Source organism: Paraburkholderia sejongensis (assembly GCF_020880815.1).
Lineage (GTDB): Bacteria > Pseudomonadota > Gammaproteobacteria > Burkholderiales > Burkholderiaceae > Paraburkholderia > Paraburkholderia sejongensis.
Genome location: NZ_JAJITD010000021.1, coordinates 21,033 through 43,367, shown reverse-complemented (window position 1 = coordinate 43,367; position 22,335 = coordinate 21,033). Strand labels below are relative to the sequence as shown.

Below are 22,335 nucleotides of genomic sequence, written 5' to 3'. Positions count from 1 at the left end.
GTGTAAACTCACCGCATGTCTGCCCCTCCCACCGACCTCCCCGACGATATTGACGCGCTCAAGGCGATGGTCGCCAATCTGCGCGAGCAGCTCTCGTCGCGCGCGATCGAGATCGAGCATCTAAAGCTGACGATCGCCAAGCTGCGACGGATGCAGTTCGGTCGCAAGTCGGAGAAGGTCGAACGGGAGATCGAACAGCTCGAGCTTCGGCTTGAGGATCTGCAGGCTGACGAAGGCGCTGCCGGGGTGGCTCAGTCGAAGCCCGCCCGCAAACGTGCCGAAGCGACGGGACGCAAACCGCTGCCCGAACATCTGGAACGCGAAGAGCGCGAGTATCGACCGGAGCACGAGGCCTGTCCCGATTGCGGCGGCGCCCTGAAGGCGCTCGGCGAAGACGTGTCCGAGCAGCTTGAATTCGTGCGCAGCCACTTCCGGGTGATCCGCCATCGTCGTCCGAAGCTGGCCTGCGCGTGCTGCGATTGCATCGTGCAAGCGGCGGCACCGAGTCGGCCGATCGATCGCGGCCTGCCGGGCCCGGCCTTGCTGGCCCACATCGCGATCTCGAAGTTCGCCGACCACGTGCCGCTGTACCGTCAGTCCATGATCTACGCCCGCGGAGGCGTCGAGCTCGATCACGGCACGATGGCCTACTGGATGGGTTCGATCAGCGCGTTGCTCAGCCCGCTGGTCGACGCGCTACGCCGATACGTGCTCAGCGGCGTCAAGGTTCATGGCGACGACACGCCACTGCCCGTGCTCGCGCCGGGTAACGGTCAGACCAAGACTGGGCGTCTCTGGGTCTACGTGCGTGACGATCGGCCGGCGGGCTCGACCGAGTCGCCTGCGGTCTGGTTTGCCTATACGCCGGATCGCCGCGGTGAACATCCGCAGCGCCACCTGGCGGACTTCCAGGGCGTGTTGCAGGCGGATGCCTTCGCCGGCTACGCCGAGCTCTACAAGAGTGGGCGGATCCAGGAGGCGGCCTGTATGGCGCACGCCCGACGTAAGCTGCACGACCTGCATGTCGTGAGGAAGTCACCGATTACGACTGAAGCGCTCGAGCGCATCGGCGCGCTATACCAGATCGAGGCGCAGATCCGCGGCAAACCACCTGACGAGCGTCGACGAATCCGACAAACCCATGCGGTTCCGCTGCTCGACAGCCTGAAGCAGTGGTTCGAAGCGACGCTCCTGACACTGTCGGGGAAATCCGATACCAGCAAAGCGATCCAATACGCCCTGAACCGCTGGGCCGCGCTCGTCTACTACTGCAGCGACGGTCGAGTGGAGATCGATAACCTGCCGGCCGAACGCGCGCTGCACGGGGTGGCCATCGGCCGCCGGAACTATCTGTTCGCCGGCGCCGATTCCGGCGGCGATCGCGCGGCCGCGATGTACAGCCTCATCGGTTCTGCGCGTCTGAACGGGATCGATCCCGAAGCCTACCTGCATCACGTCATCGAACGCATCGCCGATCACCCGATTAACCGCGTCGATGAACTGCTGCCCTGGAATATCGTGCCGCTGCTGCCGGCCACCGCTCGCACCACGCCGGTTCACTGAACCGAACATCTCCGGCCGTCAACTCCCGCCGCCACGGTACGAATCGCACGCTTACGATGTTGTCGATGCTACCTAACATTTTAAACGCATTACCTTGCAATTTTTAACGTTCGGTGCAACGACAAGCAGCTACCATTGTTTCGTCGCACTACCGGGTGAGTCGTATTCGAGCGCCATCTCGCGCGGATTTTTCTGAGTACATGCACCATCGCCGGTCGACATGATCCTGATTGCGGCTACACGCATCGGACATGGCGGCCGATGCTATTTGGACGTCAAGGAAAGGCGCGACGGCAATTCCCTGTTGATAGGATATAGCTTGTGCGTCCGCGAGGGTGATCGATCCGTGCGATCGCAAGGTTGAGAACTGTATGGCCACATTCTCGAGATCGCAACTATGCAGCAGTCTCTCGCAACATGGGATCCGACATGGCGACGAGGTGACCGAACGCTTTCGCCTTCGGTCTGTGCGCCGCAGAGCAATGATCCGTATGTGGGCCACGATAGTCGAGGCACATTCCAAGGAAATGCGATGTTCTGGCTGGGGGAGTAGTTGACCCTCGCTGATTCTGCTGCCGCTCCCCACAAAGAATGTATTCAGCAGCAAGAATGCGGGTATGCGTACGCCTGGAGAAGCCAAACAAGATGTTCAGGTTCCCGGCTATAGCGCGGCACTGCTGGCTCCTTGCTTACAACGGTACCAACCTAGGTATGTAGGCCTTCCTGAATACCCTCTACAGGGTAAACATCCTTCTGGAAGACTTGGAGCTTTTTTTGAGATGGCTGAAAAGTGAAATACGGAGTCAATGATGACGAAACTGATGATTTACTGGACAACGGGGAGCTTGTGTTGAGATCCGCTCAACAGCGCCCGCTGATCTACCTGACGCAAATACCGCAGCGTGGTCTGTGCGAACAGCTGAAACGGCGAGACTGGCACGTGCAGGTCGTCGCGGATGTGGGGAATATCTACGCCGCAAGCGGCGAGGTCAGAGGAGGAGTAATCGATCTGAGCACCGTCCCAACAGAGGCGCTCAACGAGATATCCGCTGCATGCGCAAAATTGCGTGATGTGGCGTGGGTTGCGCTCGTCGACTCGAATCAGGCTCAGATGCCGGCAGTGCGATCGCTACTTAGGGACTACTGTTTCGATTACATCACGTTGCCTTCGGCGGACGAACGAATTGCGGATTCGGTAGGGCACGCTTACGGAATGGCGAGTCTGTCGGGTCAGCGTTTTGAGAAAGTTCCCGCGGTCGAAAAAAGCATGATTGGCACATGCGACGCGATGTTGGAACTCTTTGAGGCAATACGCCGAGTGGCGCGTACGGACGCTCCGGTTCTAGTTTCGGGAGAGACGGGCACAGGCAAGGAACTGACGGCCGTTGCCATTCACGAGAGTTCTCCGCGGCGCGCGGGTGCTTTCGTTGCGATCAATTGCGCCGCCATTCCTCATAATTTGCTGCAGTCGGAATTGTTCGGCTATGAACGTGGCGCGTTTACCGGCGCCAATACACGGAAGATCGGGCACATTGAAGCGGCCGACGGCGGCACGCTGTTTCTAGACGAGATAGGCGATCTGCCATTGGATAGCCAGGCGAGCCTGTTGCGGTTTTTGCAGGAACGCACGATTCGTCGGCTCGGCGGGAATGATCCGGTGGCTGTGGACTGCCGCATAGTGTCCGCTACCCACGTCGATCTGCTCGGCGCGATACCCGAAGGGCGCTTTCGCGCGGACCTGTTTCACCGACTCTGCGTATTGCGGGTCGATCAGCCTCCATTACGATCGCGGGGCAAGGATATCGAACTGCTCGCGTTGCACATGTTCGAGCGCTTCAGGTCAGACGCACCACATCGTGTGCGGGGATTTGCAGCTGACGCGATTGACGCCATGTACAAGCACGACTGGCCAGGCAATGTTCGAGAGCTGATCAATCGAGTCCGCCGAGCGCTGGTGATGGCGAAAGGCCGACTGGTGACCGCTGAGGATCTGGAGTTGCAGCGTAACCCGGAGGCTGCGCCATTGTCGATTGCCGCTGCGAGGCAAGCGATCGAACGGGAGACGATTGAACTGGCATTGGCCCGGAATCGAGGCCGCCTTGCCGGCGTTGCACGCGAATTGGGCGTATCTCGCGCGACCGTCTATCGATGGATGGATGCCTATGGAATTCCTCGGCCGCGAAATGCGACTGCCCAAACTCCGGACAATGGTTAGTCCAACCCGCGTGCGTCGCGGTTGGGTGAGTCAGGCTACTTACATCGTACGCGAGCGGTTTTGCTCGAGTTGACTGCCCGGACCTCGATCGTGGAGGGCTTGGTATTTGCATTTGCATCGAATGTTCTCACGTCGGAACGCGCAAAGGGATACGAGTGTGGAGCGCTGTCAATTACAAGCTCCACTCGAACAACAGCTCCCGGCGCGAGATGGAACCAGTTGTCCGATGGCAGAAAGCCAGGCGCGGAGATCTGTACATAGCGCGCAACTCTGCGTGTCTGGAGAGTGACCCACCATTGTCCATCGATCAATTCCACGTCGGCTTCGAGGCCGATATCGCCCCGCTCGAATATGGCGGCCTGTGTCCGGTCGAGAAAATAGAATGCCTGTGACAGGAGCCCACCGTTAACGGAATACATCGAGGCAATCACGGTATCGTGCTCTCGAGGACCGAACCGGTACGCGTAGGTGAAGTCGAAAAATTGCCCCAGCAGTTCGGCTGCGTTGAAGACGGCTGAGCTGTGTGCGTCGATCCGCACTTCGTGGCGAGCGCGAGCGAGCGGCATACTACCGTCGCGCATTGCCACGATTTCAACGTTGGCCTCGAGCGTCTGCTGACCATCATTGAATACATGGATGTCGAGACCGTTGAGGCCTTCGTCCGTCAGCAGAATCTGTCGAGACTGCAACGACTGCTTCATCGCGTACCAGCAGGACTTCGGGCGGCGGTACGCGTCAACGATACCCCAGCCTGCGCCTGGCACAACGTCCTGCATTTGCCAAACGAGCGCACCCGAGCAAACAGAGCCCACTCGCCGCCACTCCGCGAATGTCTCGGAAATCACATCTGCAATGACGGCACGAGAGAGTTCCAAGTATCGGGCCGGATCTTCGCTACGAAGGCGGCCCGCATCGACTCGATAGAGGTCATGCAGATAGTGATCGCGAACATCGTCGAAATCCCACGAGGCTCCAGGGTCACGCGGCACGGCCCGCTTCCAGCGCGGTTCGTGCGGCGCGGGCGAACCGATCGCTTCGAGTGTTGCATCGCATGGTATGTTGGCAAAGGCCAGACATTCACTCGCAAAGCGCACCGCCGCTCGGCGGGCGTCATTGAGCGACCGGCGGTAGGCACCTACGCCGTAGTAGTGCGATGCGCCTTCGTTCGGGTAAAAAGGCAGGACGCCTCCATGCGGAGAGTCGCCGACATAGACAGCATCGGGGCGGTATGTTGCAGTAATATCGGCAAGCGTATTCTCTGTGAGTTCGACGCTGTACTGCGGTTGCGGCAGTCCGACCATCGCGGCTTGCTGTGCAATCTCGCTACCGCCGCAGAGAACGGCGAGCGAGGGATTGCCGGCGGTACGCGTCGTGAACTGGATCGCTTCGCGCTCGACTAGTTCTGCAAAACCCGTATCAAGCAACGGATAGTCGAAATTAGCGAACATGAAATCCTGCCATACCAACAGTCCCAACTCATCGCAGAGGGTGTAAAACGCGTCCGCTTCGTAAGTCATCGTTCCGCCGACCCGAATCATATTGAAGCCGGCGGACTTTGCCAGGCGCAGATAGTGCTGATAAGCGGACGTGTCGGCGTGCAGACACAATGGATCCGCGCTACTCCAGCAGGCACCGCGTACAAAGAGCGGCGTGCCGTTGACTGATAACGCAAAGCCGCGCCCGTCACGCCCGCGCTCAAGCGTTATTGTCCGAAAGCCGGTTCGGCCTAGTGACAGCCTGACTCCGGCAATATCGGCCGTGACCTCGTATAGCGACGGTTCGCCATGAGTGTGGGGCCACCATAGTCTGACCTCGGGCAAGGTGAGACGCGCGCTGAAGGTGCCAGGGGCGAGTTCCGTAAGCGGCGCCGCGTGCTCTCCGCAACGCAGCCATGCGTCGTGTCGTTCCTCGACAGGCGCTGCCAGTTTGATCTCGACTTCGAGCAAGCCGTCACGGCCGCTCATCGATGCGCGCACGAAATGTTGCCAGACACGAACCGGGCCTCCCGGATCGACGATTTCGATAGCGCGCCACGGGCCGATCGGTTCTATCGAAGGGAACCAGCCGGGCATATGTCCGAGCAAGGTAGTGCGAACTTGGCGCAATGAGGGCGTATCCACCAGACGTGTACGCCAGCGCGCCCGTTTTGACGGCGCGGACGTACTCAGATGGCGTTCGAGCGAACGAAAGCAGATGTAAAGGGTGTTCGTGTCAGTGCCAATGTCGATGTCAATTTCATGACAGACGAACATGCTGTTCGATTTGAGTCGCAGCGCGTCGTTCCACCAGACCTCGGCGATGGTTGCAAGACCGTGAAAACGGATCAGGCGACGACCTGTGCCGGACAGACGTAACCGGTACCAGTAGTCTTGCTGACCCAGAGGCGAGGGATCGAGCGGATCGAACGCGCCGTGCATTGCGAGGGCTTGCGCTACCGTACCGGGCACCGGTGCTTCGAGCCACGCCGCTGAATTCACTGCTGCCAAGGCTTCCGGCTGAGCGACGGCGCCAGCAGGCGTGGTACACATTTGCCAGCTCTGGAATTGCGACAAGGGCGGCGTTTCGACGGCGGCGCCGTTGTCCGTTCGCGGCACGGTCGGAGTTCTTATCATCGGATAAACGTAGGGCTGGGTGGTGATTTCGTGAAAACTTCATCCGGCAGACCGGCCGGCGGCGTTCAACAAAACTCGCGATCGAGGCCACTCATCAGCGACGCATAAGCGTATTCCAGTATCTCGATGCTGCCTTCTCCACGATCCGCGTTGCCCTTTGAGCATGCACGCGCAAGGCGGAATTCGAGCACCATCGATTCCGATGCGATCGCGTCACACGCCGCAATTAATGTATCCAGTGAATTCGTGTGATCCGCACCGGAAGCGTTCAGCCAGCGAAAGTAGTGGCCCAGCAATTCGAAGTTTGCCCCTAGCTGCCTGAGCGTGTTGAAAGAGTAAGCGTGAAAATGCGCCATAGGACGGCAAGCGAGTTCGCTCGCGTCGCGGGCGAGTGCTTCTCCATACGCCGTAATCGGATTGGCGGCCGGCCGTCGCAAGAGGTGGCGCCGCAGCAGCGACAGCGAAGTCTCCCGCAGTTGCTCTGGCGGCAAAGGAGCAAAACGACGCCTGGCGCATTCTACATACGGCGGCAACACGGCGGAGCTGGACGTGTCCAGCAAGCCATCGTAGTCAGCGCCTTCGGCGAAGTAGTAGCCCGAATTGTGAAAGTAGCCGAGTTGGCGTCTGCTGCTATCAATCGCTTGAATGCCGATGGTGGTTTTTGTGTGCTGCTGCTGATATGCAACGCCTCGTGTGTCCGGCAAATGCCATGCGTCGACCTCGACGAGCATGACGCCGCCCCGTCTTAGCTGATTGTCCACGTGTACTTCAAGCGATTCGAAAATCGCGTGTTCCTGATTTTGCACGCCATAGAGCCGCTCGATGTCTTCGGCAGGGAATTTGAAGAACGTGAACTCATCGCCTTCGAAATCCAAAGCGACAGTGAAGGGCAACGCCGCATGCGGATCGAGCCCCCACCACGATAGAAGTTCGATCCACAGGTCCACATAGCAATTGGTTTGCTTGCGGACCATTTTCGGACCATGCAACGGATGGGGACGCCAGGTCTTCATGCGCTCTCGCGCCTCGCGCAGCGCATCAGCCGGCGCGCAGGTGACAAATGCGGCTTCGCTGGTCATGCATTGCCCCACAGCGCATTGCGGACTTTCTGCGGCCACTTTTCGATATCGAACCCGTGATGCCTGAAGAGGCCCAGTGTGAGTCGCTCCAATCCAAAGCCGACGCAGCCCGTGTGAGCAACGTCGCTGTCCTGTGTCTTGATTCCCCACAGCAGACCGAAGTGGTCCATGTGATAGTTAAAGCTGAGGCAAGCAGTCAGCCGGTCCTCGGCTTCGATCGGAATCAGCAACTCGAACTTGAGGTTCTGTTCACGCTGGCTGCGTGCGACGATTTTTCCGCCCCGGCCAAAGAACGGATCGTTGGCGAGATCGATGCTGTTCGGCAACTCCAGCATGTCAATCATCCTCGTACCGCGTTCAATCCACTCGCTGCGGAACGCCTGAATCTGCTCCGCAGAGCCAAGCCTGATGTACTCGCGCATGCGGAAAAGTTGCATTCGCGTCGGGTCGAGCGAGGGCTCGTGGCGGAAGCAATACGAAAAAGCATCGACAATGCGGCCTTCTTTCGGCAAAAGACCTCGCTGCGCGATGACCGGATAAACCGGATAGCACGCGGCTGGGGTCAACACGACATACGTGGGCTTCTGATGTTCGGTCCAGTCTTCGTCGCGCTCGAGACACTGCAGTACGCGTTGTTGCTCGTGCTCGCCTCCGCAAAAGCTATGTACCGTGCCAGCGAGTTGGGGGAAGCCCTTCAGGTATTCGCTACGTTCAAATTCGGTGCGGCTCATGGCAGGCGGGAAGCGCAGTACTTCAGCGTTCTGATCGGCGCCGAGGCGTGTGATCAGTGCATCGAGCCCATCGACTACCCGCTCGAATTCGCCGCTTCGACCGAATAGACCTTGCACGCCCGTCGGTATCAACAGACCAGCTTCGACGAGCGCGTCCCGGAACGGATTGACACCGGCGCGGTCGACAACTGCATCGGAGGTTTCAATGGATTGCTGATGGATCGTAGCTGAATCGCTCATTAATATTTTTTCCTAGGAGACGGGACGCTGTGCAAGCATCAGGTTCGCGGTATTGGCGTCGATACGGTCGTTGTTGATCATCAGCGGCGCGGAATAGAGATCGCGGAGATGTCGGCTCAGGGTGAACGGTGTGCCGTTTTTGTAGGCCGCCATACCGCAGATCATCATTGCGTGATGGACAATCTGCAAACAGGTCGTGGAGACAAATGTCTTCAACGTATTGATCTCGGCGGCATCGGCCATCGACGCTGACCATGAACGCTCGCCCCGCGGCTCAGCCTGCAGGCGTAGCGCACATGCAATCCGCCCGTCGATCGCCTGCATCAGTGCTAGCGCTTCGGCAATGCGTCGGCCGGCGGGCGCGTTTCCGTTCGCATTGCTTTGCGCCTGGCTGCGGAGATAGCGGTTGGCACGTTGAAACGCGTCGTTGGCGATACCTGCCCACAGCGCGGCCCAGAGAATATGTGAAACAGGCACCATCGTCTGCTCGGCGATCTGCGCGAAGGGCAGCGGGAAAATCTGCTCCAGTTGACCCTGCGCTTCGAGAACGAAGCCTTCGCTGCAAGTACCGCGCATGCCGAAAGTGTCCCAGCTACTCCGCCGGGTCAGCGTCGCGTCTGATTTGAGCAACGTGACGAGAACCTGCTCCGCGGCCGCCGCCGCTGGATCCCGTCGTGCTGTTGCAAGGATGGCGTCGGCATGGGCGCCGTATGAAATCGTCGGAGTCAGCTTGTGAAGCTTGAGTCTGCCGTCTTGTGCTTCGATTGCACATTTGCTGCGGCGCAGGTTGCCGCCCACTTCGTCTTCGGACGTTGCTGAGGCGAGTAGCCATTGACGCTCGACCAACTGTTCGATGAAGACGTTGTGCCACGTCCCTCCCTGTGCATGTTCGACGATGCACGCAACCTGAATCTGATGCATCGCGAACACCATCCCTGCAGACGAGCAGGACTGGCCAATGATTCGGCAAGCCGACGTGATATCTGCCAGCGTTGCACCGAGTCCGCCTAATTCACGGGGAATCATCGCACCGAGCAGGCGTTGCTCGCGCATGGCCTCAATCGCTTCAGTGGGAAACCGCGCATCGCGATCCACCGCCTCCGCAAACTGCGCAGCGATTTGAGCCACGGTATAAGCAGCCTTGTCCACCGCATCGCCGCCACGTTGGGCCGAGAGCTGGGGAGGTATCGAGGATGGCACGCCGCTGGCACGCGGAGCACTGGCATTGAGTTCAGGCATGTTCATACGGAAGACACACCGCACTGAAGCGCGGTGACGGCATCGGCGAGCGAATTCACGCTCTGGAACAGATGACGGTTGAGCATCTGGTCCGGGATTTCGATGTTGAATTGCCGCTCGATCGCCAGCATCAATTGGATCGTGTTCAACGAAGAAAGTCCGGCTTCGTAGAGATCGTCGTCGTCCGCGATACTGTCTATCGGCACTTCGAAACGCGCCGTGTCTTTGATGATTTGCCTAAGTTCTTTCTTCACCTGATTCTCCGCGATAAATTGTGGTCCAGACGTCGGCGGGAAAAACGGACATGAAGCCCACGCGGCGTATGTATGTCAGTAAACCACTCAGTACGGGGTCGGCTCTGTGCGTGAGGTTACAACTAGTTACAGTAGGGTGGGGGTGGAATCACTTCGGAGCAAAATGCGAGTGAAAATACAACGCGTCACGCGGTGCATCCTCGGAGTACATTTCTTTCCTGGTCCGGACTGATCACTTCAAAACGGCCGCGATAAAGATTCGGCTGGCACTGCCGGAGATGGCAACGGTCGACTTCTTGCTGGGGGCGCAGAGGTGGGCGAGAGAGTGCTGTTATACCTGATGGGGCATTTCGCGGAGGAACTAGGGCGGTGCTTCGCCTGCACGACGTCCAGCTGTCATGCGCACGCTGTCTGGAAATATCCGGTTCATTTCCTTGCGGATTGCTCTGTGGCAATCACATGCGTGCATATCGAGTCCATGCAGATCGGCGAGGATGATCGATCTGCGACGTTGATGAATCAACCCCATCTTCTGTAAGTCGCCAGCCGCATCGGAGATGCTCTCCCGCCAGACTCCCAACATTTGCGCGAGCATGCTGTGAGTCACCTTGATCTCTACGCTGCGCGATCGGTCATACGCGAGGATGAGCCAGCGGCACAACTGCTTCTTTAGAAGGTGATGCCGACTGCAAAAAGAAATCTGTGCGATCTGCGCCATCAGAAACTGAATGCAACCCATCACCAGGCTGCGAAGCTCTGCGGAAGAAGCTAGTACGTTGAATAGAGCTTCTGTGCTCACTCGATACGCAAACCCGTCACGGCAGGTCACAAGCCGGTAGGGCGTGACACTGTTCGTACCGACGACGTGCTGGCCGAAGACGCCTTCACTGCCGATTTCGGCCACCTCGAGCATCATGCCGTTGGAGAGGACATATTGGAGCGAGAAGACCGCCGTGGTCGGCAAATAGACGTGTTCAAAGCTATCTCCCGGTTCACAGAGTACTTGCCCTAATTGCAGATGAACCAGTTGCAACTGGCTTAGCAGTGCGTCGCGCGGACGGGGGTCGAGTGCATCGAGCTTGCCAAGCAGGCGATTTGCGTCGTATCGATGAGGCAGTTCAATGATCTTGCTGGACTGCGTCGGCATGCAGTCGTACTCGCGATGGATCACGGTTGATTCTCGAATGCGTAATAAGGGAATGCTTGGGATTTTCAGGAAAATTCTCAAGGAAATATGAAATGGCTATCAGCGAGACGGTTGATTTATATGATCGTTATCCTGAATTTTCATATCAATACCGGCAGATCTATATTTATAAGCTAGCATGAATTTAACGGCTTGTATTTGAGATCTCTGAGATATGACAAAGATTGACATTTTGCGGTCGCGTGCGAATTTCGCTGGGTGAGTATGGACGTCGTTGCAAGGCCAGTTTTAATTTAACGATTTCTTATCTTGAAATTTTAACAGTCGAAAAACAATTTGCGTTGGCAAATCATTCTTGAAGCAGAAGTTCGACTCAGTAAAGAATACGTAAATCGCTTCGTGCAGAGCGCACGCGAGCGACATAGGGCGAGTTGTTTAAATAATATTAAATCTATAAAAATCAAGTATTTAAATTGTACGTGTTGGATGGATTACCGAAAGGTCTGCGGCCAGGGAGCTCGTCGCTGAGACGTTTTCTATCTCCTGAATCCTCACCAATCACAGTGGCGGCTTTTTTTGGCTGAAAAATGCATTCTGCAGATGGCTGGCGCACGAATGAGATAGCACAGGGAGCGCTTATTCTTCACGATCTGGGCGGCACTAATTGAAGGGTGCCTGAGCATCACGAAGCTTATTTCGAATTTGGTGTCCAGAGATGAGACGGTTTCGCGTCGTTAAATAGCTCATTTCCGTTACATCGAATGCCGTTGGGTTATCCACCGGCCTCTTTAACGGTGGTGGCACGCAATTCGCTTTTAGGGGTGTCGCTGGTCCGGGCTTCAGACTCAAAGCTGCGAAGGGACGCGCATGACGACGAGCACAAAGCCGCCGACGCGACCATAACGCAGAGAATGGCGACCCCTCTCCGGGTACCGGCTCTGGTGGATCAGCTCCCGTGCGAACAATCGCGCTAACGCCAAATCTGGATACGAACATGTCTTGTCTCGATCGTGACCTTTGCTCGAATCATTTCCTTGGTGCGCTCGCCGAAGAAGACCTGCGTGCCCTCAAACCGCACCTCGAACTCGTACGTGTCAAAAGCTCGCAACTACTCTGCGACGCGGATGCGCCCGCGACACATTTGTACTTTCCGACGACGGCGGTGATCTCATTGCTCTATCTGATGGAAGACGGGGCCATTGTCGAAGTCGCTTCAATTGGCAAGGAAGGCCTAGTTGGTCAGGAAACGTTGACCGGTGGCGGCAATACACCTGGCAGGGTCGAAGTGCGTTGCGGCGGTCTGGCTTATCGCATCGCCGCGAATGCAATGAGAAACGAGTCGGAGAAGTCGCTTGGAATCTACCGGGCGATGGTGTCGTACATGCAGGCGCTTATGACACAGATTGCCCAGAGTGCGCTTTGCACACGCCACCATTCGATACGTCAGCAACTTTGCCGATGGCTGCTGGTCGCCCACGATCAGCTCGATAGCGATGAACTCACCGTCACGCAACAGATGATCGCGAACATGCTTGGCGTACGCCGTGAAGGTGTGACCGACGCCGCGGGACAGCTTCAAGAGGCAGGATTGATCCTGCAGCGCCGCGGACGGATCAATGTACTCGACCGGCAGGGCCTGGAAGAGCGTGCGTGTGAATGCTACAGCATGATCCGCCGCGAATTCGATCGACTGCTGCCACATTTGGATGAAGATGTCTCCGCCGAAGAAGTACTGCAAGTTTCTCCGTCGGGAAGGCCGTTGCGTAGTCACAGTCGTGCTGCTTTCTCGCGCTCGGTCTGAGATCTGGAGAGTCGATCATGTTTGGAATCGTTTCCAGGCTTTGTGATGTCCTGTTGATTGCGCTGGGAGCCTGCCTTGCGCACGGAATGCGTTATGACGGCTCGTTCGCGCTGACTAACGCGGAACGCTTTCTGGTCGTGCAGTCGTGCGTGTTCGCGCTGCTCGTGTTTCCGCCGCTAGGCGTCTACCGCTCATGGCGCGGCCAGGCGCTACACCGTCTACTGTCACTTGTGACACTAGCCTGGTTGGCCGTCGTCGTGCTGGGTTTGTGCGTGGTGTTTTCGCTGCATCTGACCAATGACATATCGCGACTTTGGTTCGGACAGGCGGTACTGACGTCCGGCGCTCTGTTGGTCGTCGAAAGAGTAATCGTGCGCGGTTTTCAACACTATTGGCGAAAGAACGGCAAAGACCAGCGCAACGTGGTGATCGTCGGCGCCGGCAGTTATGGGCGCGCTGTACTCTCCAAATTGCTGGCCGATGCGCCTGCAGGCTTCAGACCGATTTATGTATTTGACGATGCCGCCGAGGCCACGGGCCCGCGGCACCGCGTGAGTGGCGTGCCGGTCATGACCGATTTTCGCGAACTGAAAAGGCGAGTGCGTGCGCGCGAGGTCGATGAAGTGTGGCTGGCCTTGCCACTATCGCACGAGCGCGCGATCCAACGAATCGTTCGCGATTTCCGCAACGATTTCGTGAACCTGCGCTTCTTGCCGGACGTCCGCAGTATGACGTTGCTGAACCGTTCGGTTACTGAAGTTCTGAACATGCCCGCAATCAATCTCGCCACTAGTCCGGAGCAGGAGCCGCAACTCTGGGCAAAATTCATGTTCGATCGCGTCTTTGCGCTAGCCGTTCTGATTCCGCTTCTACCGGTCTTTATTGTCCTCGGCATTGCGGTAAAGCTGTCTTCTCCGGGACCGATATTGTTCCGCCAAAAGCGCAAGGGAACCGATGGACGCGAGTTCAATATTTTAAAATTCCGGACGATGAAGGTCCACAGTGACGGCGCCGGCACCATACGCCAGGCGTCTCGCAACGATTCGCGAATTACCCGAGTTGGGGCTTTCCTGCGCCGCACTTCACTTGACGAACTACCGCAATTCCTCAATGTTCTATTTGGGCAGATGTCGGTTGTTGGACCGCGTCCGCACGCGATCGAGCATGACGATTTGTACAAAGATCTGGTGGATGGCTACATGTACCGCTATCGGATTCGTCCGGGCATTACCGGCTGGGCCCAGGTGAACGGCTACCGAGGTGAGACGCGCAAGGTGGAGAAGATGGAAGCGCGTGTGAAGTTCGATCTCTTCTACATCCAGAACTGGACCTTCTGGTTCGACATCAAAATCATCCTGATCACATTGGTAAAGGGCTTCGTGGGGCGAAACGCGTTTTGAAAGACGGTGTGAGGCATGACCATGATACAGATTTCGCCGGCGTACGCCGTAAAGCCACGGCACACATACGTTCCTGAGTTCAGGATCAAGAGACTGGAGAAGCAAAGATGTTGAAGTTCCCCATTGTTGGGACCGTTGCAATGGCGGCCGCATTGTCGGGTTGCTCACTGGCGCCGGGGCCGGCACTCGACGCGAGCCGGATGAATGACGATCTTAGCCGGCCGACGGATACGGCCGTGTACGACGTCAAGCTGATTACGCCGCAACTCGTTTATCAGCTCAAGGAATCGGACGAAGCCGACGCGTATGCGCGGGAGAACAGCATCCAACCCGGCTTGCCGGCGACGCAAACGGACTATCACGTCGGATTCAACGACGTACTGGGCATTACGGTTTGGCGGCATCCTGAACTGACGCTGGGTGGCGGCGGTCAGTCGAGCTCGACCGATTCGAGCGCGTTGCAGGGGATGAGCGTTGTCGGCAGTGCCCAGACATCGCAGAGTGCGTTCGCCACTAATGGCCCCGGCGATCTCGATGCTCAAGGGCAACGCGTTGCGGCTGACGGCACAATTTTCTTTCCGTCGCTTGGGCGTGTGCGTGTCGACGGAATGAGTACCGTCGAGATTTCGAAGTTGCTCTACGGCAAGCTGAAAGATCGGCTCAAAGACCCGCAGATCGACGTGCGTGTGATTCAGTATCGCAGTCAGCACGTACAAGTGACAGGGGATATCAAGAGTCCTGGGCAATTACCGCTGATCGGTACCCCAATACGCGTGGTCGATGCGATCAGCCGCGCCGGTGGTGCGAATCCGGATGCGGATTTGCAACGCGTGCTGGTGTCGCGCGGAGGCAGAGTCACGACGATCGACGTCACCCGGATCTTGAATCGGGGCGACATGCGCCAGAACATCGTCTTGCAAGCCGGCGACATCGTGAATGTACCGGATCACACGCAGAACCGTGTGTTTGTGATGGGTGAAGTGTCCAAGCCGCACACCATGTATATGAATCAGGGGCAAATGTCGTTGGCGGATGCGTTAACAGCGGCCGGGAGCATCGACGTGACTGGCGCCAATCCGCGTCAGATCGTCGTAGTCCGTCACCCGGACCCGCCTCTTACGCAGGCTGCCAACGCGCAGGGCGCCCTCGAGGAAGGGTTCAAGAAGCCGAGCTACAAACCGGCAATGAACAAGCCGGAAATCTTTCGCCTCGATATGACCCAGGTGGACGCAATGATGCTCGCGACGGAGTTTGACATGAAACCGCTCGACGTCGTGTATGTGGGAACAGCACCCGCGGCGCGCTTCAATCGTCTTCTCGCTCAAATCCTGCCATCGGCTGAGTCGTTTTACCTGCTGTGGTCGGTGGCGCGTCACTGAAAGAGACGCACGGTTCATGTGAATGACAAACAACTGTAAATGTAGGATAACAAATTAATGAATCATCGCGAAGTTGCCCGCAGTCGGAGCGGGCGTGTCCGTGAAAAACTGAAAAGGGAAGAGGTGGCCGGCGTAGCTGTCGTGGCGTCGGTCGTTGACTCGGGCAGTGCGGTTTCTGGAGCGGCGGCCGTTGCCGACAACAGGAGCACCGCAGACGAAATACCCCTGATGATCGCCATCAACGGAAAGTTTACCTCGCAGCGTCTGACCGGCGTGCAGCGTGTTGCGCATGAGCTTACATACGCATTGTCCCGCCTGCTGCCTCACGAAAGCCCGATCTTGCTCGTGCCGCGTGACTATCTGGACGACCAGCTATCGCCGTGGGTCTCCCGTCGTGTGGTGCGGCGTTTTCGCGGTGTGCTGTGGGAGCAGCTTGCCCTTCCGTTCGCGGCAAACGGACGAACGCTGTTGAGCTTGTGCAATGTCGGCCCAATGTTCATGCGCCGGCAGGTGCTGATGATTCATGACGCCGCGATCTTCGACTTACCGGAGGGATACTCGGGAAAATTCCGGCTCTGGTATCGGTTTTCGTTTGGGGTGCTCAAACGCAATGTTCGGCACATTCTGACCGTATCCGCGTTTTCGAAGGCGCGTATTGCAACGCAACTGGGCGTGTCTCCGGACAAGATTTCGGTGATAAGAAATGGAGTAGATCATCTCGACCGGGTCGTCAGCGATTCTTCGATATTGAACCGGTTGGGCGTTGAGCCCGAGGGTTTTGTATTGATCGTAGGGTCGCTTGCGCCGGGCAAAAACCTCACACGTGTTCTCGACGCGATTGCGCTGCTGGCGCGTGACTCAGGCGGACCGAAGTTCGTGATTGCGGGTGGCAAGAACGTCAAGATATTCGGCACAGAGGCGCGAGATGGCGGAGCCGCTCCGGAAAACATCGTTTGGGCGGGCTATGTCAGCGATGGAGAACTGAAAGCGCTTTACGAGCGTGCGGTGTGCTTTGTCTTTCCATCACTGTATGAGGGATTTGGTCTGCCTCCCCTTGAGGCCATGTACTGCGGGTGTCCGGTGATTACTTCGCGGGAGGGCGCGTTAACGGAAGTCTGTGGCGATTGCGCTCTGTATTGCGACGCACGCTCCGCCGAAGATATCGCGGCGAAGATCACGCATCTGATGGGCGATGCGGACGCCCGCGAAACCATGCGAACAAAAGGCCGTGAGCACGCGCGGACCTTCCGCTGGAAAGACGCGGCGGCTGAGTTGCTAAGTGTGCTTCGAGGGCTCGAATAATCATCTGCGGAACCGCGAAGGGGTGATCGATCCGTCTTCACGAGGGCGATCATGTCGTCGCCCGTACCCGTGACAGCGTTTACTGTCGGCGAGCGTGTCCCGCACATCGCTCGCAAGTATTCATGCGCGCTAGTTCGAGTACAGCACACCCATCACAGACATCTCTCATTGCGCCACAGAGCGTGACGACTATGTGCGTCTCTAAGGCCTTTTCATGAAGTGAAAAACCACGAAGAGAACCCCAAGCGGTACCAGATTTCTGCCGCTGAAGAGGTTCGGGATGCGCAGAATCTCGAGCAGGCAGACATACAGCGCGGAATGAGCGCAGCACCAAAAGCCATCGCCCGATCGCCAGCCCGTGTAACTCCTGTTGAAACTCCAGCCGATAAATACCGCAATGAAAAGTGCGAACCACCCCCACTCATAAAAATGCACGAAGATTCCCGACGGATTGTTGAACTCGGGATCAGCGTGGTTGTTCAGGAATGACTCAAAATCGGCACTGGAATCCAGCAATGGCTTGATGAATTCGCCGATAACCGGAAAGTGGATCAGCCAGTCGAACGTATACATCGGGCTGCCGCTGCCCCATCCGAGCATTGTCAGCATACCCGACCCGTTGTTCAACGCGGTGGAGTAATACAAGGCCAGCCGCTCGATGGCGAAGTCGAAAATGTTGTCGTAGATATTGATGTAGTAGGTTTCCCATGACCGGTGGTACTCGTTCACTATGAAGAGGCCCAACATGGGACCGATTGCGGCGAACGGGCCAAACGTCAAAAGCTTCGAACGCCGGGAGCGCCCTCTGAATCGCACATACATCAGCACCGCGGGCAGCGCCACTTCGATCACGGCGAGCCGCTCGGCAAATACGAAGCTTCGAAGGAGTGTCAACAAGCCGAGTACGATTAGGTAAAGCTTGTAACGATTGAATCCTCGTTGTACCTGTTTGAACACGTAAAAGTACAGTGGCACGTAGGCCATTGTCGCTTCGGTCAATGTGCTCAATCCAGCGATGCGTCCCTTAATTTCCAGCAGTTCATAGACGGTCGTAGTTCCGCGAAAGAACGACAGGATCATTGCGGGGTGGCTGAGTACCTGGCCCATCATGATCGCGTAGCCGAGGATCGCCAGAAAGAAGACGAAGTCAAGTACCCGGACAGGAATCTCGACAGGCGTACGGGGCACCACAGGTGTAGACGCTCGCCCTATCGACGAGACGACCATCACCACTACCAGAAACAGCCCGCCCGCGAACGCGTAGAAGCCGGTGTAGTAGATATGGGTAATGGCCTTCTGTTCGCCGAGCAGTTCTATGGAAAGCAGTACGTAAAGCGGAAGAATGAAGAACAACAACAGGCGTGTCGGATCCTCCCACCAGTATCCGTTGTACGCTGTCTGACCGCTTGTGCGCACAGAGGCGGTGTCCCAAGACATTGTCGTCAAAGAATCGTGAGTGTCATCCATTGCTGCTTCTCCTTGCCTGCCCGGAGAGCAAGCACGTCGATCTGTTTCGCGAGTACCGATGTGTGCGTAGCACTGTCTTTGCGTGGAAACTGTTGCCGCGCTTTCGCCCGTCTGGAACATCGCTGGCACGAATTTCGTCGCTAACGTGATGCGTTGGCCGCGAAACGCGTCACGATGCAGCCGCTGGGTACGGTGCGTCGGCATGGACGTCTTTGTGAGCCCGCGCATGATGCTTTCGCATTGCGGAGAAAAAGATCGCCGGCAGCCTGCAGCAGCGTGAAGAGCGCGGAGGGACGAAAATCGTCAAGCATCCACTACATCGGATCGGCCTATTCTTTCGTGATCGATCGCACGAATTCGCACAGCGCGAATAAAAAAGAGAGCGCTTGTTTAAAGACGCCGCTTCCACTCAAGAATAAAAAGTGACGTACCTTAATGGTTAAATTAACGGGGTACTTACCATGTGCTGGATGGCAAAATTGGCTTCTTAAGATAACATGATTTTCTATTTGTCATCGCGCGAATTCATTGGTTTGACGTTATTTAAAAATATCGGCAGTTTAGAATGTCAAATTACGTTTGGTCAAATACGTACCACATGGAGATGCTGTAAACATGTAAATTCTGTGCGGAAGATTGTGTTGAGGATGCTTTGGGTAAGGGAAGTTACCGACTTTTCGGTATAACATGTCTTTCGGATGTGTATATAAAAACCCGTATGAATCAATATGTTGAAAACGTGTGTTCGATTGGTTACATATGAGACGAAAGCAGGCGTCGCGCGGTTGAGGCAGTTTTGATGCACCCGAAAGGGCCATGTTTTATTTTGAAATTCTTCCTGGAAAACGGCGTGACGTGGCAGCAGTTGGCGCAGTTATCGCCGTCCGTTGTGCAATGGTGGTTCGGTTGCCTTCCTGGTCTTCCATTTATCGCCAGCCAAAACACAAATAAAAAGCTAGAGCGCTACTCGTTGTCAGAAAACGAGACGCTTTTGAGGCGTAATTGAGTGCCTCTCATCCGTGTAGTAATGCTGTGCGCTTGCGCCATCAATGAATTCCCAACGTTGGCACGCAAATCGCATGAGGCATGCCCGGTTCTGCGAGAGGAGTGCGTGACGGCGTGCAAAGATCGCTCAATACGTGTCAACACGATCGTAAGCAGAGAAATTGCAGAGTCCTCATACGGTATCTACCGCGTCGGCGGACTCGGAAGGCCTCCACTTCGTTGGACGAAGTGTTGGCGCGACGGCCGCAAATGCATGCCGGTCAATGAAGGACAGATACATCTATTGTTAAATTGGATTTTTACATGAAAACGCGACAAGTCCACACCGGCTACGTGAATTCGCCGCGCGTCAGCGATGGTTTCGCGCTGCGGGATCTGGTCCGCTTGATCGTCGATAACCTATGGGTTGTGATCGGCATCACCGCGGCGACCGTCGTGCTCGCTGGGCTGTATGCCATCTTTGCGGCGCCGCAGTACTCGGCCGACGCATTGGTACAAGTAGAAGTGCCAAAGCAGAATGAACTGGCCCAGTTGGTGAGCAAGCAGCAAATGCAGAGCATTGCGTCGCCGAACGGTCCGCCCACGAACACCGAAATGGCAATTATCAGAAGTCGGGCGGTGCTTGCTCCGGTCATTTCGCAGAACGGCCTCGATATCGTGGTAACGCCGAGCAGATTCCCCGTGCTCGGCACGCTCGCTGCGAGCTTCTCTACGCCCGGGACGCTGTCACGAGCGTGGCTCGGACTGTCATCCTTTGCATGGGGCGGGGAAGTGCTGGATATCTCTCAGGTGAATGTGCCGATTGCGCTGCAGGACAAGAAGCTGGAGCTGAAGGTGCTCGACAACCGGCACTTCCAGCTATTCGATCCGCACGGCAAGTTGTTGGCCGAGGGAGAGGAAGGGAAACTGGCGCAGACCGGCGACGTCTCCATTCTGGTGAACAGACTCATCGCGCCTTCGGGAGTGAGCTTCACGGTTGAGCGTCTGAACGAGGTGACCGCGGTCGATCTATTCGCGCCCCATCTCAAGGTTGCGGAAATCGGCAAGGAAACCGGCATCGTGCAGGTCAGCTTCGAAAATCGCGATTCCGCGGTTGCAACGGCGGTCGCGAATTCGATCGCGAGGAACTACGTCTCCGCGCATCTCACGCGCGATCAGCAGGAAGCCAGCAAAATGCTCGCGTTCATTAATGGCGAACTGCCAAGCTTGCGAGACAACCTGAAGCGCGCCGAGGGCGAGCTTCAGAAGCACCGAATCACATCCAGTTCGATGCAGGCGAGCACGGAGAGTCAGAGCTACCTGCAAGGCAGCATCGAGTTTTCAAAACAGATTGCGGCACTGAACCTTCAGCGCACGGAGCTGCTCGATCGCTTCACCGCTCACAGCCCACAGGTGAAGACAGTCGACGCACAACTCGCCGAATTGCATGCGGCACAAGACAAATTCGAAGCACGTTTCAATGCAATGCCTGAAGCGGACCGACAATCAGCTGATCTGACGCGCGACGCAAAAGTGGCCGAGGACATTTACGTCGCGATGGTCAACAAGGCACACGAGCTCTCTGTATCACGCGCAGGCACCGTAGGCAACGTGAACGTGATCGATACGGCAGTGGAGCCCTCAACACCTGTGAAGCCGCAGCGCGGCATGGCAATCGCGGTTGCTCCCGTGCCTGGTTTTTTTCTCGGCGTCCTATTCGTAATCGCGCGTAGATATCTATCGCAATCTGTGAGCGAGCCAGAGCAGATCGAGACCCGGCTGCGGTTGAAGATGTTGGGCGCGGTGCCGTTCAGCAGCAAACAGGCAAATCTCGAACACGCGCCGGCATTGTTTGGCGCGGCGGCGGCGTTTGCGCAACGGGTAGGCGGCAGGCGCGCGCTCGCACCTCCGTACCGTCCGAGCGCCGATGCGCTGCTCGCGGCGACGTATCCAAACGATCCGGCGATCGAAGGTTTGCGTCGTATCCGTACGATGCTTGACTCGACTTTGCTCACGACGCAGGACCGCGTCGTGATGGTCACCGGCGCGACGCCTTCCACGGGCAAAACTTTCGTTGCGGCCAATCTCGCGGTGCTGTGTGCTCAAGCCGGCAAGCGCGTATTGCTGATCGACAGCGATCTGAGACGCGGGCGGCTCGGCGCGCTTTTTGGACTGCCGCACGCAGTGGGGCTGACTGAGTTGCTGACCGGCGATGCGCCGCTGGAAAACACGGTCTATCGAACCAGTGTTCCGCACCTGTCACTGTTGCCCGCAGGCATGCACCCGGATAATCCCGCCGAACTGCTTGCGACAGAGAAGATGCGAAAATTGCTCGATCACTTCATTGCGCACTATGACTTGGTGCTATTCGACACGCCTCCAGTACTCGCGGTGACGGACGGGCTGATCGTTACCCGTCATGCGGGCGCGACTGTACTCGTATTGAGGGAGAATGCGCAGACTGAACAGGAGGTCGAGGAAACGCTCAAGCATCTGGATAGCGCAGGCGCATTGATTGCGGGCGCGATATTCAACGGCATGTCACCGCGGCGGAGCTACCGGCGCAGCTATGAGTACATCCACGCTTATACTAATGATGCGAAGGCGTCGGTGGTCTGAGTCTCGCGTGGCCGACGGCAGCAGGTGCTGACGATGCCGTTCGATAGCGCATGACCACAGTAGACGGTGAGCGGCGGCAAGCTGCTCTGGTCAACATGCTCGCGTCGCCCCGCAAACGGTGACGTCGGCCACCCACAATCGAAAACCGATAGCGCGCGGCCTGTCATCACACGATCCGCGCGACGTCCCACGCGACCTGGACGGGCCGCCGCCCGCTCACCGTCCCGTCGTTTATACGCTGCGCGACAGCAATCGCTACGCTATTCAGGTTTGGAAGTTGAAGCCACTGCACATCGCAATTCG

14 protein-coding genes are annotated in these 22,335 nt (G+C 57.2%); 7 read left to right on the top strand and 7 right to left on the bottom strand.

The window, feature by feature from the left end:
- Nucleotides 1-15 precede the first annotated feature (15 nt).
- Both tnpC and LJ656_RS29990 read left to right on the top strand, forming a co-directional pair.
- On the top strand, nt 16-1,563 hold the full coding sequence (tnpC, locus tag LJ656_RS29995; protein WP_230513106.1) for an IS66 family transposase: 1,548 nt from the start codon (nt 16-18) through the stop codon (nt 1,561-1,563).
- 874 nt (nt 1,564-2,437) lie between these two features.
- Entirely contained in the window at nt 2,438-3,778 is a 1,341-nt protein-coding gene (locus LJ656_RS29990; protein WP_486651457.1) for a sigma-54 dependent transcriptional regulator, read from the top strand.
- Nucleotides 3,779-3,813: 35 nt separating this feature from the next.
- Here the strand turns inward: LJ656_RS29990 and LJ656_RS29985 are convergent, their stop codons facing one another.
- The 6 genes from LJ656_RS29985 to LJ656_RS29960 all read right to left on the bottom strand — a co-directional run bounded on the left by LJ656_RS29985 (nt 3,814) and on the right by LJ656_RS29960 (nt 11,104).
- Nucleotides 3,814-6,306 (bottom strand): glycoside hydrolase family 2 protein, encoded by a 2,493-nt coding sequence (locus LJ656_RS29985; protein WP_230513105.1) that lies wholly within the window; start codon nt 6,304-6,306, stop codon nt 3,814-3,816.
- Nucleotides 6,307-6,455: 149 nt separating this feature from the next.
- Nucleotides 6,456-7,469, bottom strand: coding sequence for a DUF1839 family protein (locus tag LJ656_RS29980; protein WP_425606038.1), 1,014 nt, complete (start codon nt 7,467-7,469; stop codon nt 6,456-6,458).
- Complete coding sequence (locus LJ656_RS29975) at nt 7,466-8,440, bottom strand: amino acid--[acyl-carrier-protein] ligase (RefSeq protein WP_230513104.1); 975 nt, start codon at nt 8,438-8,440, stop codon at nt 7,466-7,468. The genes LJ656_RS29980 and LJ656_RS29975 overlap by 4 nt, the downstream gene beginning before the upstream one ends.
- Nucleotides 8,441-8,452: 12 nt before the next feature.
- A complete protein-coding gene (locus tag LJ656_RS29970) occupies nt 8,453-9,685 on the bottom strand; it encodes an acyl-CoA dehydrogenase family protein (RefSeq protein ID WP_230513103.1) in 1,233 nt (410 codons plus the stop codon).
- Nucleotides 9,682-9,933 carry an acyl carrier protein gene (locus LJ656_RS29965; RefSeq protein WP_230513102.1) on the bottom strand — a complete coding sequence of 84 codons (252 nt, stop codon included), beginning with the start codon at nt 9,931-9,933 and terminating at the stop codon, nt 9,682-9,684. Before LJ656_RS29965 ends, LJ656_RS29970 begins: the two co-directional genes overlap by 4 nt.
- Nucleotides 9,934-10,294: 361 nt before the next feature.
- Nucleotides 10,295-11,104 (bottom strand): Crp/Fnr family transcriptional regulator, encoded by an 810-nt coding sequence (locus LJ656_RS29960; RefSeq protein WP_230513101.1) that lies wholly within the window; start codon nt 11,102-11,104, stop codon nt 10,295-10,297.
- Between the two features lie 970 nt (nt 11,105-12,074).
- Between LJ656_RS29960 and LJ656_RS29955 the strand changes: the two genes are divergently transcribed.
- The 4 genes from LJ656_RS29955 to LJ656_RS29940 all read left to right on the top strand — a co-directional run bounded on the left by LJ656_RS29955 (nt 12,075) and on the right by LJ656_RS29940 (nt 16,962).
- Nucleotides 12,075-12,881, top strand: coding sequence for a Crp/Fnr family transcriptional regulator (locus LJ656_RS29955; RefSeq protein WP_230513100.1), 807 nt, complete (start codon nt 12,075-12,077; stop codon nt 12,879-12,881).
- A gap of 17 nt (nt 12,882-12,898) precedes the next feature.
- A complete protein-coding gene (locus tag LJ656_RS29950; RefSeq protein WP_230513099.1) occupies nt 12,899-14,281 on the top strand; it encodes an undecaprenyl-phosphate glucose phosphotransferase in 1,383 nt (460 codons plus the stop codon).
- Nucleotides 14,282-14,388: 107 nt separating this feature from the next.
- Nucleotides 14,389-15,660: a polysaccharide biosynthesis/export family protein gene (locus LJ656_RS29945; RefSeq protein ID WP_329958914.1), complete on the top strand. Its 1,272-nt coding sequence runs from the start codon at nt 14,389-14,391 to the stop codon at nt 15,658-15,660.
- Between the two features lie 57 nt (nt 15,661-15,717).
- Complete coding sequence (locus tag LJ656_RS29940; protein ID WP_425606037.1) at nt 15,718-16,962, top strand: glycosyltransferase family 4 protein; 1,245 nt, start codon at nt 15,718-15,720, stop codon at nt 16,960-16,962.
- A gap of 201 nt (nt 16,963-17,163) precedes the next feature.
- Here the strand turns inward: LJ656_RS29940 and LJ656_RS29935 are convergent, their stop codons facing one another.
- Nucleotides 17,164-18,429: an oligosaccharide repeat unit polymerase gene (locus LJ656_RS29935; RefSeq protein WP_230513098.1), complete on the bottom strand. Its 1,266-nt coding sequence runs from the start codon at nt 18,427-18,429 to the stop codon at nt 17,164-17,166.
- Between the two features lie 1,308 nt (nt 18,430-19,737).
- Here LJ656_RS29935 and LJ656_RS29930 point away from each other — a divergent pair.
- Entirely contained in the window at nt 19,738-22,032 is a 2,295-nt protein-coding gene (locus LJ656_RS29930; protein ID WP_230513097.1) for a polysaccharide biosynthesis tyrosine autokinase, read from the top strand.
- Nucleotides 22,033-22,335 lie beyond the last annotated feature (303 nt).

Bases quoted from the DNA above. Each gene is read 5' to 3' on its own strand.
- tnpC (WP_230513106.1), top strand. From the start codon at position 16: ATGTCTGCCCCTCCCACCGACCTCCCCGACGATATTGACGCGCTCAAG.
- LJ656_RS29985 (WP_230513105.1), bottom strand. From the start codon at position 6,306: ATGTGTACCACGCCTGCTGGCGCCGTCGCTCAGCCGGAAGCCTTGGCA.
- LJ656_RS29980 (WP_425606038.1), bottom strand. From the start codon at position 7,469: ATGACCAGCGAAGCCGCATTTGTCACCTGCGCGCCGGCTGATGCGCTG.
- LJ656_RS29975 (WP_230513104.1), bottom strand. From the start codon at position 8,440: ATGAGCGATTCAGCTACGATCCATCAGCAATCCATTGAAACCTCCGAT.
- LJ656_RS29970 (WP_230513103.1), bottom strand. From the start codon at position 9,685: ATGAACATGCCTGAACTCAATGCCAGTGCTCCGCGTGCCAGCGGCGTG.
- LJ656_RS29955 (WP_230513100.1), top strand. From the start codon at position 12,075: ATGTCTTGTCTCGATCGTGACCTTTGCTCGAATCATTTCCTTGGTGCG.
- LJ656_RS29950 (WP_230513099.1), top strand. From the start codon at position 12,899: ATGTTTGGAATCGTTTCCAGGCTTTGTGATGTCCTGTTGATTGCGCTG.
- LJ656_RS29945 (WP_329958914.1), top strand. From the start codon at position 14,389: ATGTTGAAGTTCCCCATTGTTGGGACCGTTGCAATGGCGGCCGCATTG.
- LJ656_RS29940 (WP_425606037.1), top strand. From the start codon at position 15,718: ATGAATCATCGCGAAGTTGCCCGCAGTCGGAGCGGGCGTGTCCGTGAA.
- LJ656_RS29935 (WP_230513098.1), bottom strand. From the start codon at position 18,429: ATGGATGACACTCACGATTCTTTGACGACAATGTCTTGGGACACCGCC.
- LJ656_RS29930 (WP_230513097.1), top strand. From the start codon at position 19,738: ATGAAAACGCGACAAGTCCACACCGGCTACGTGAATTCGCCGCGCGTC.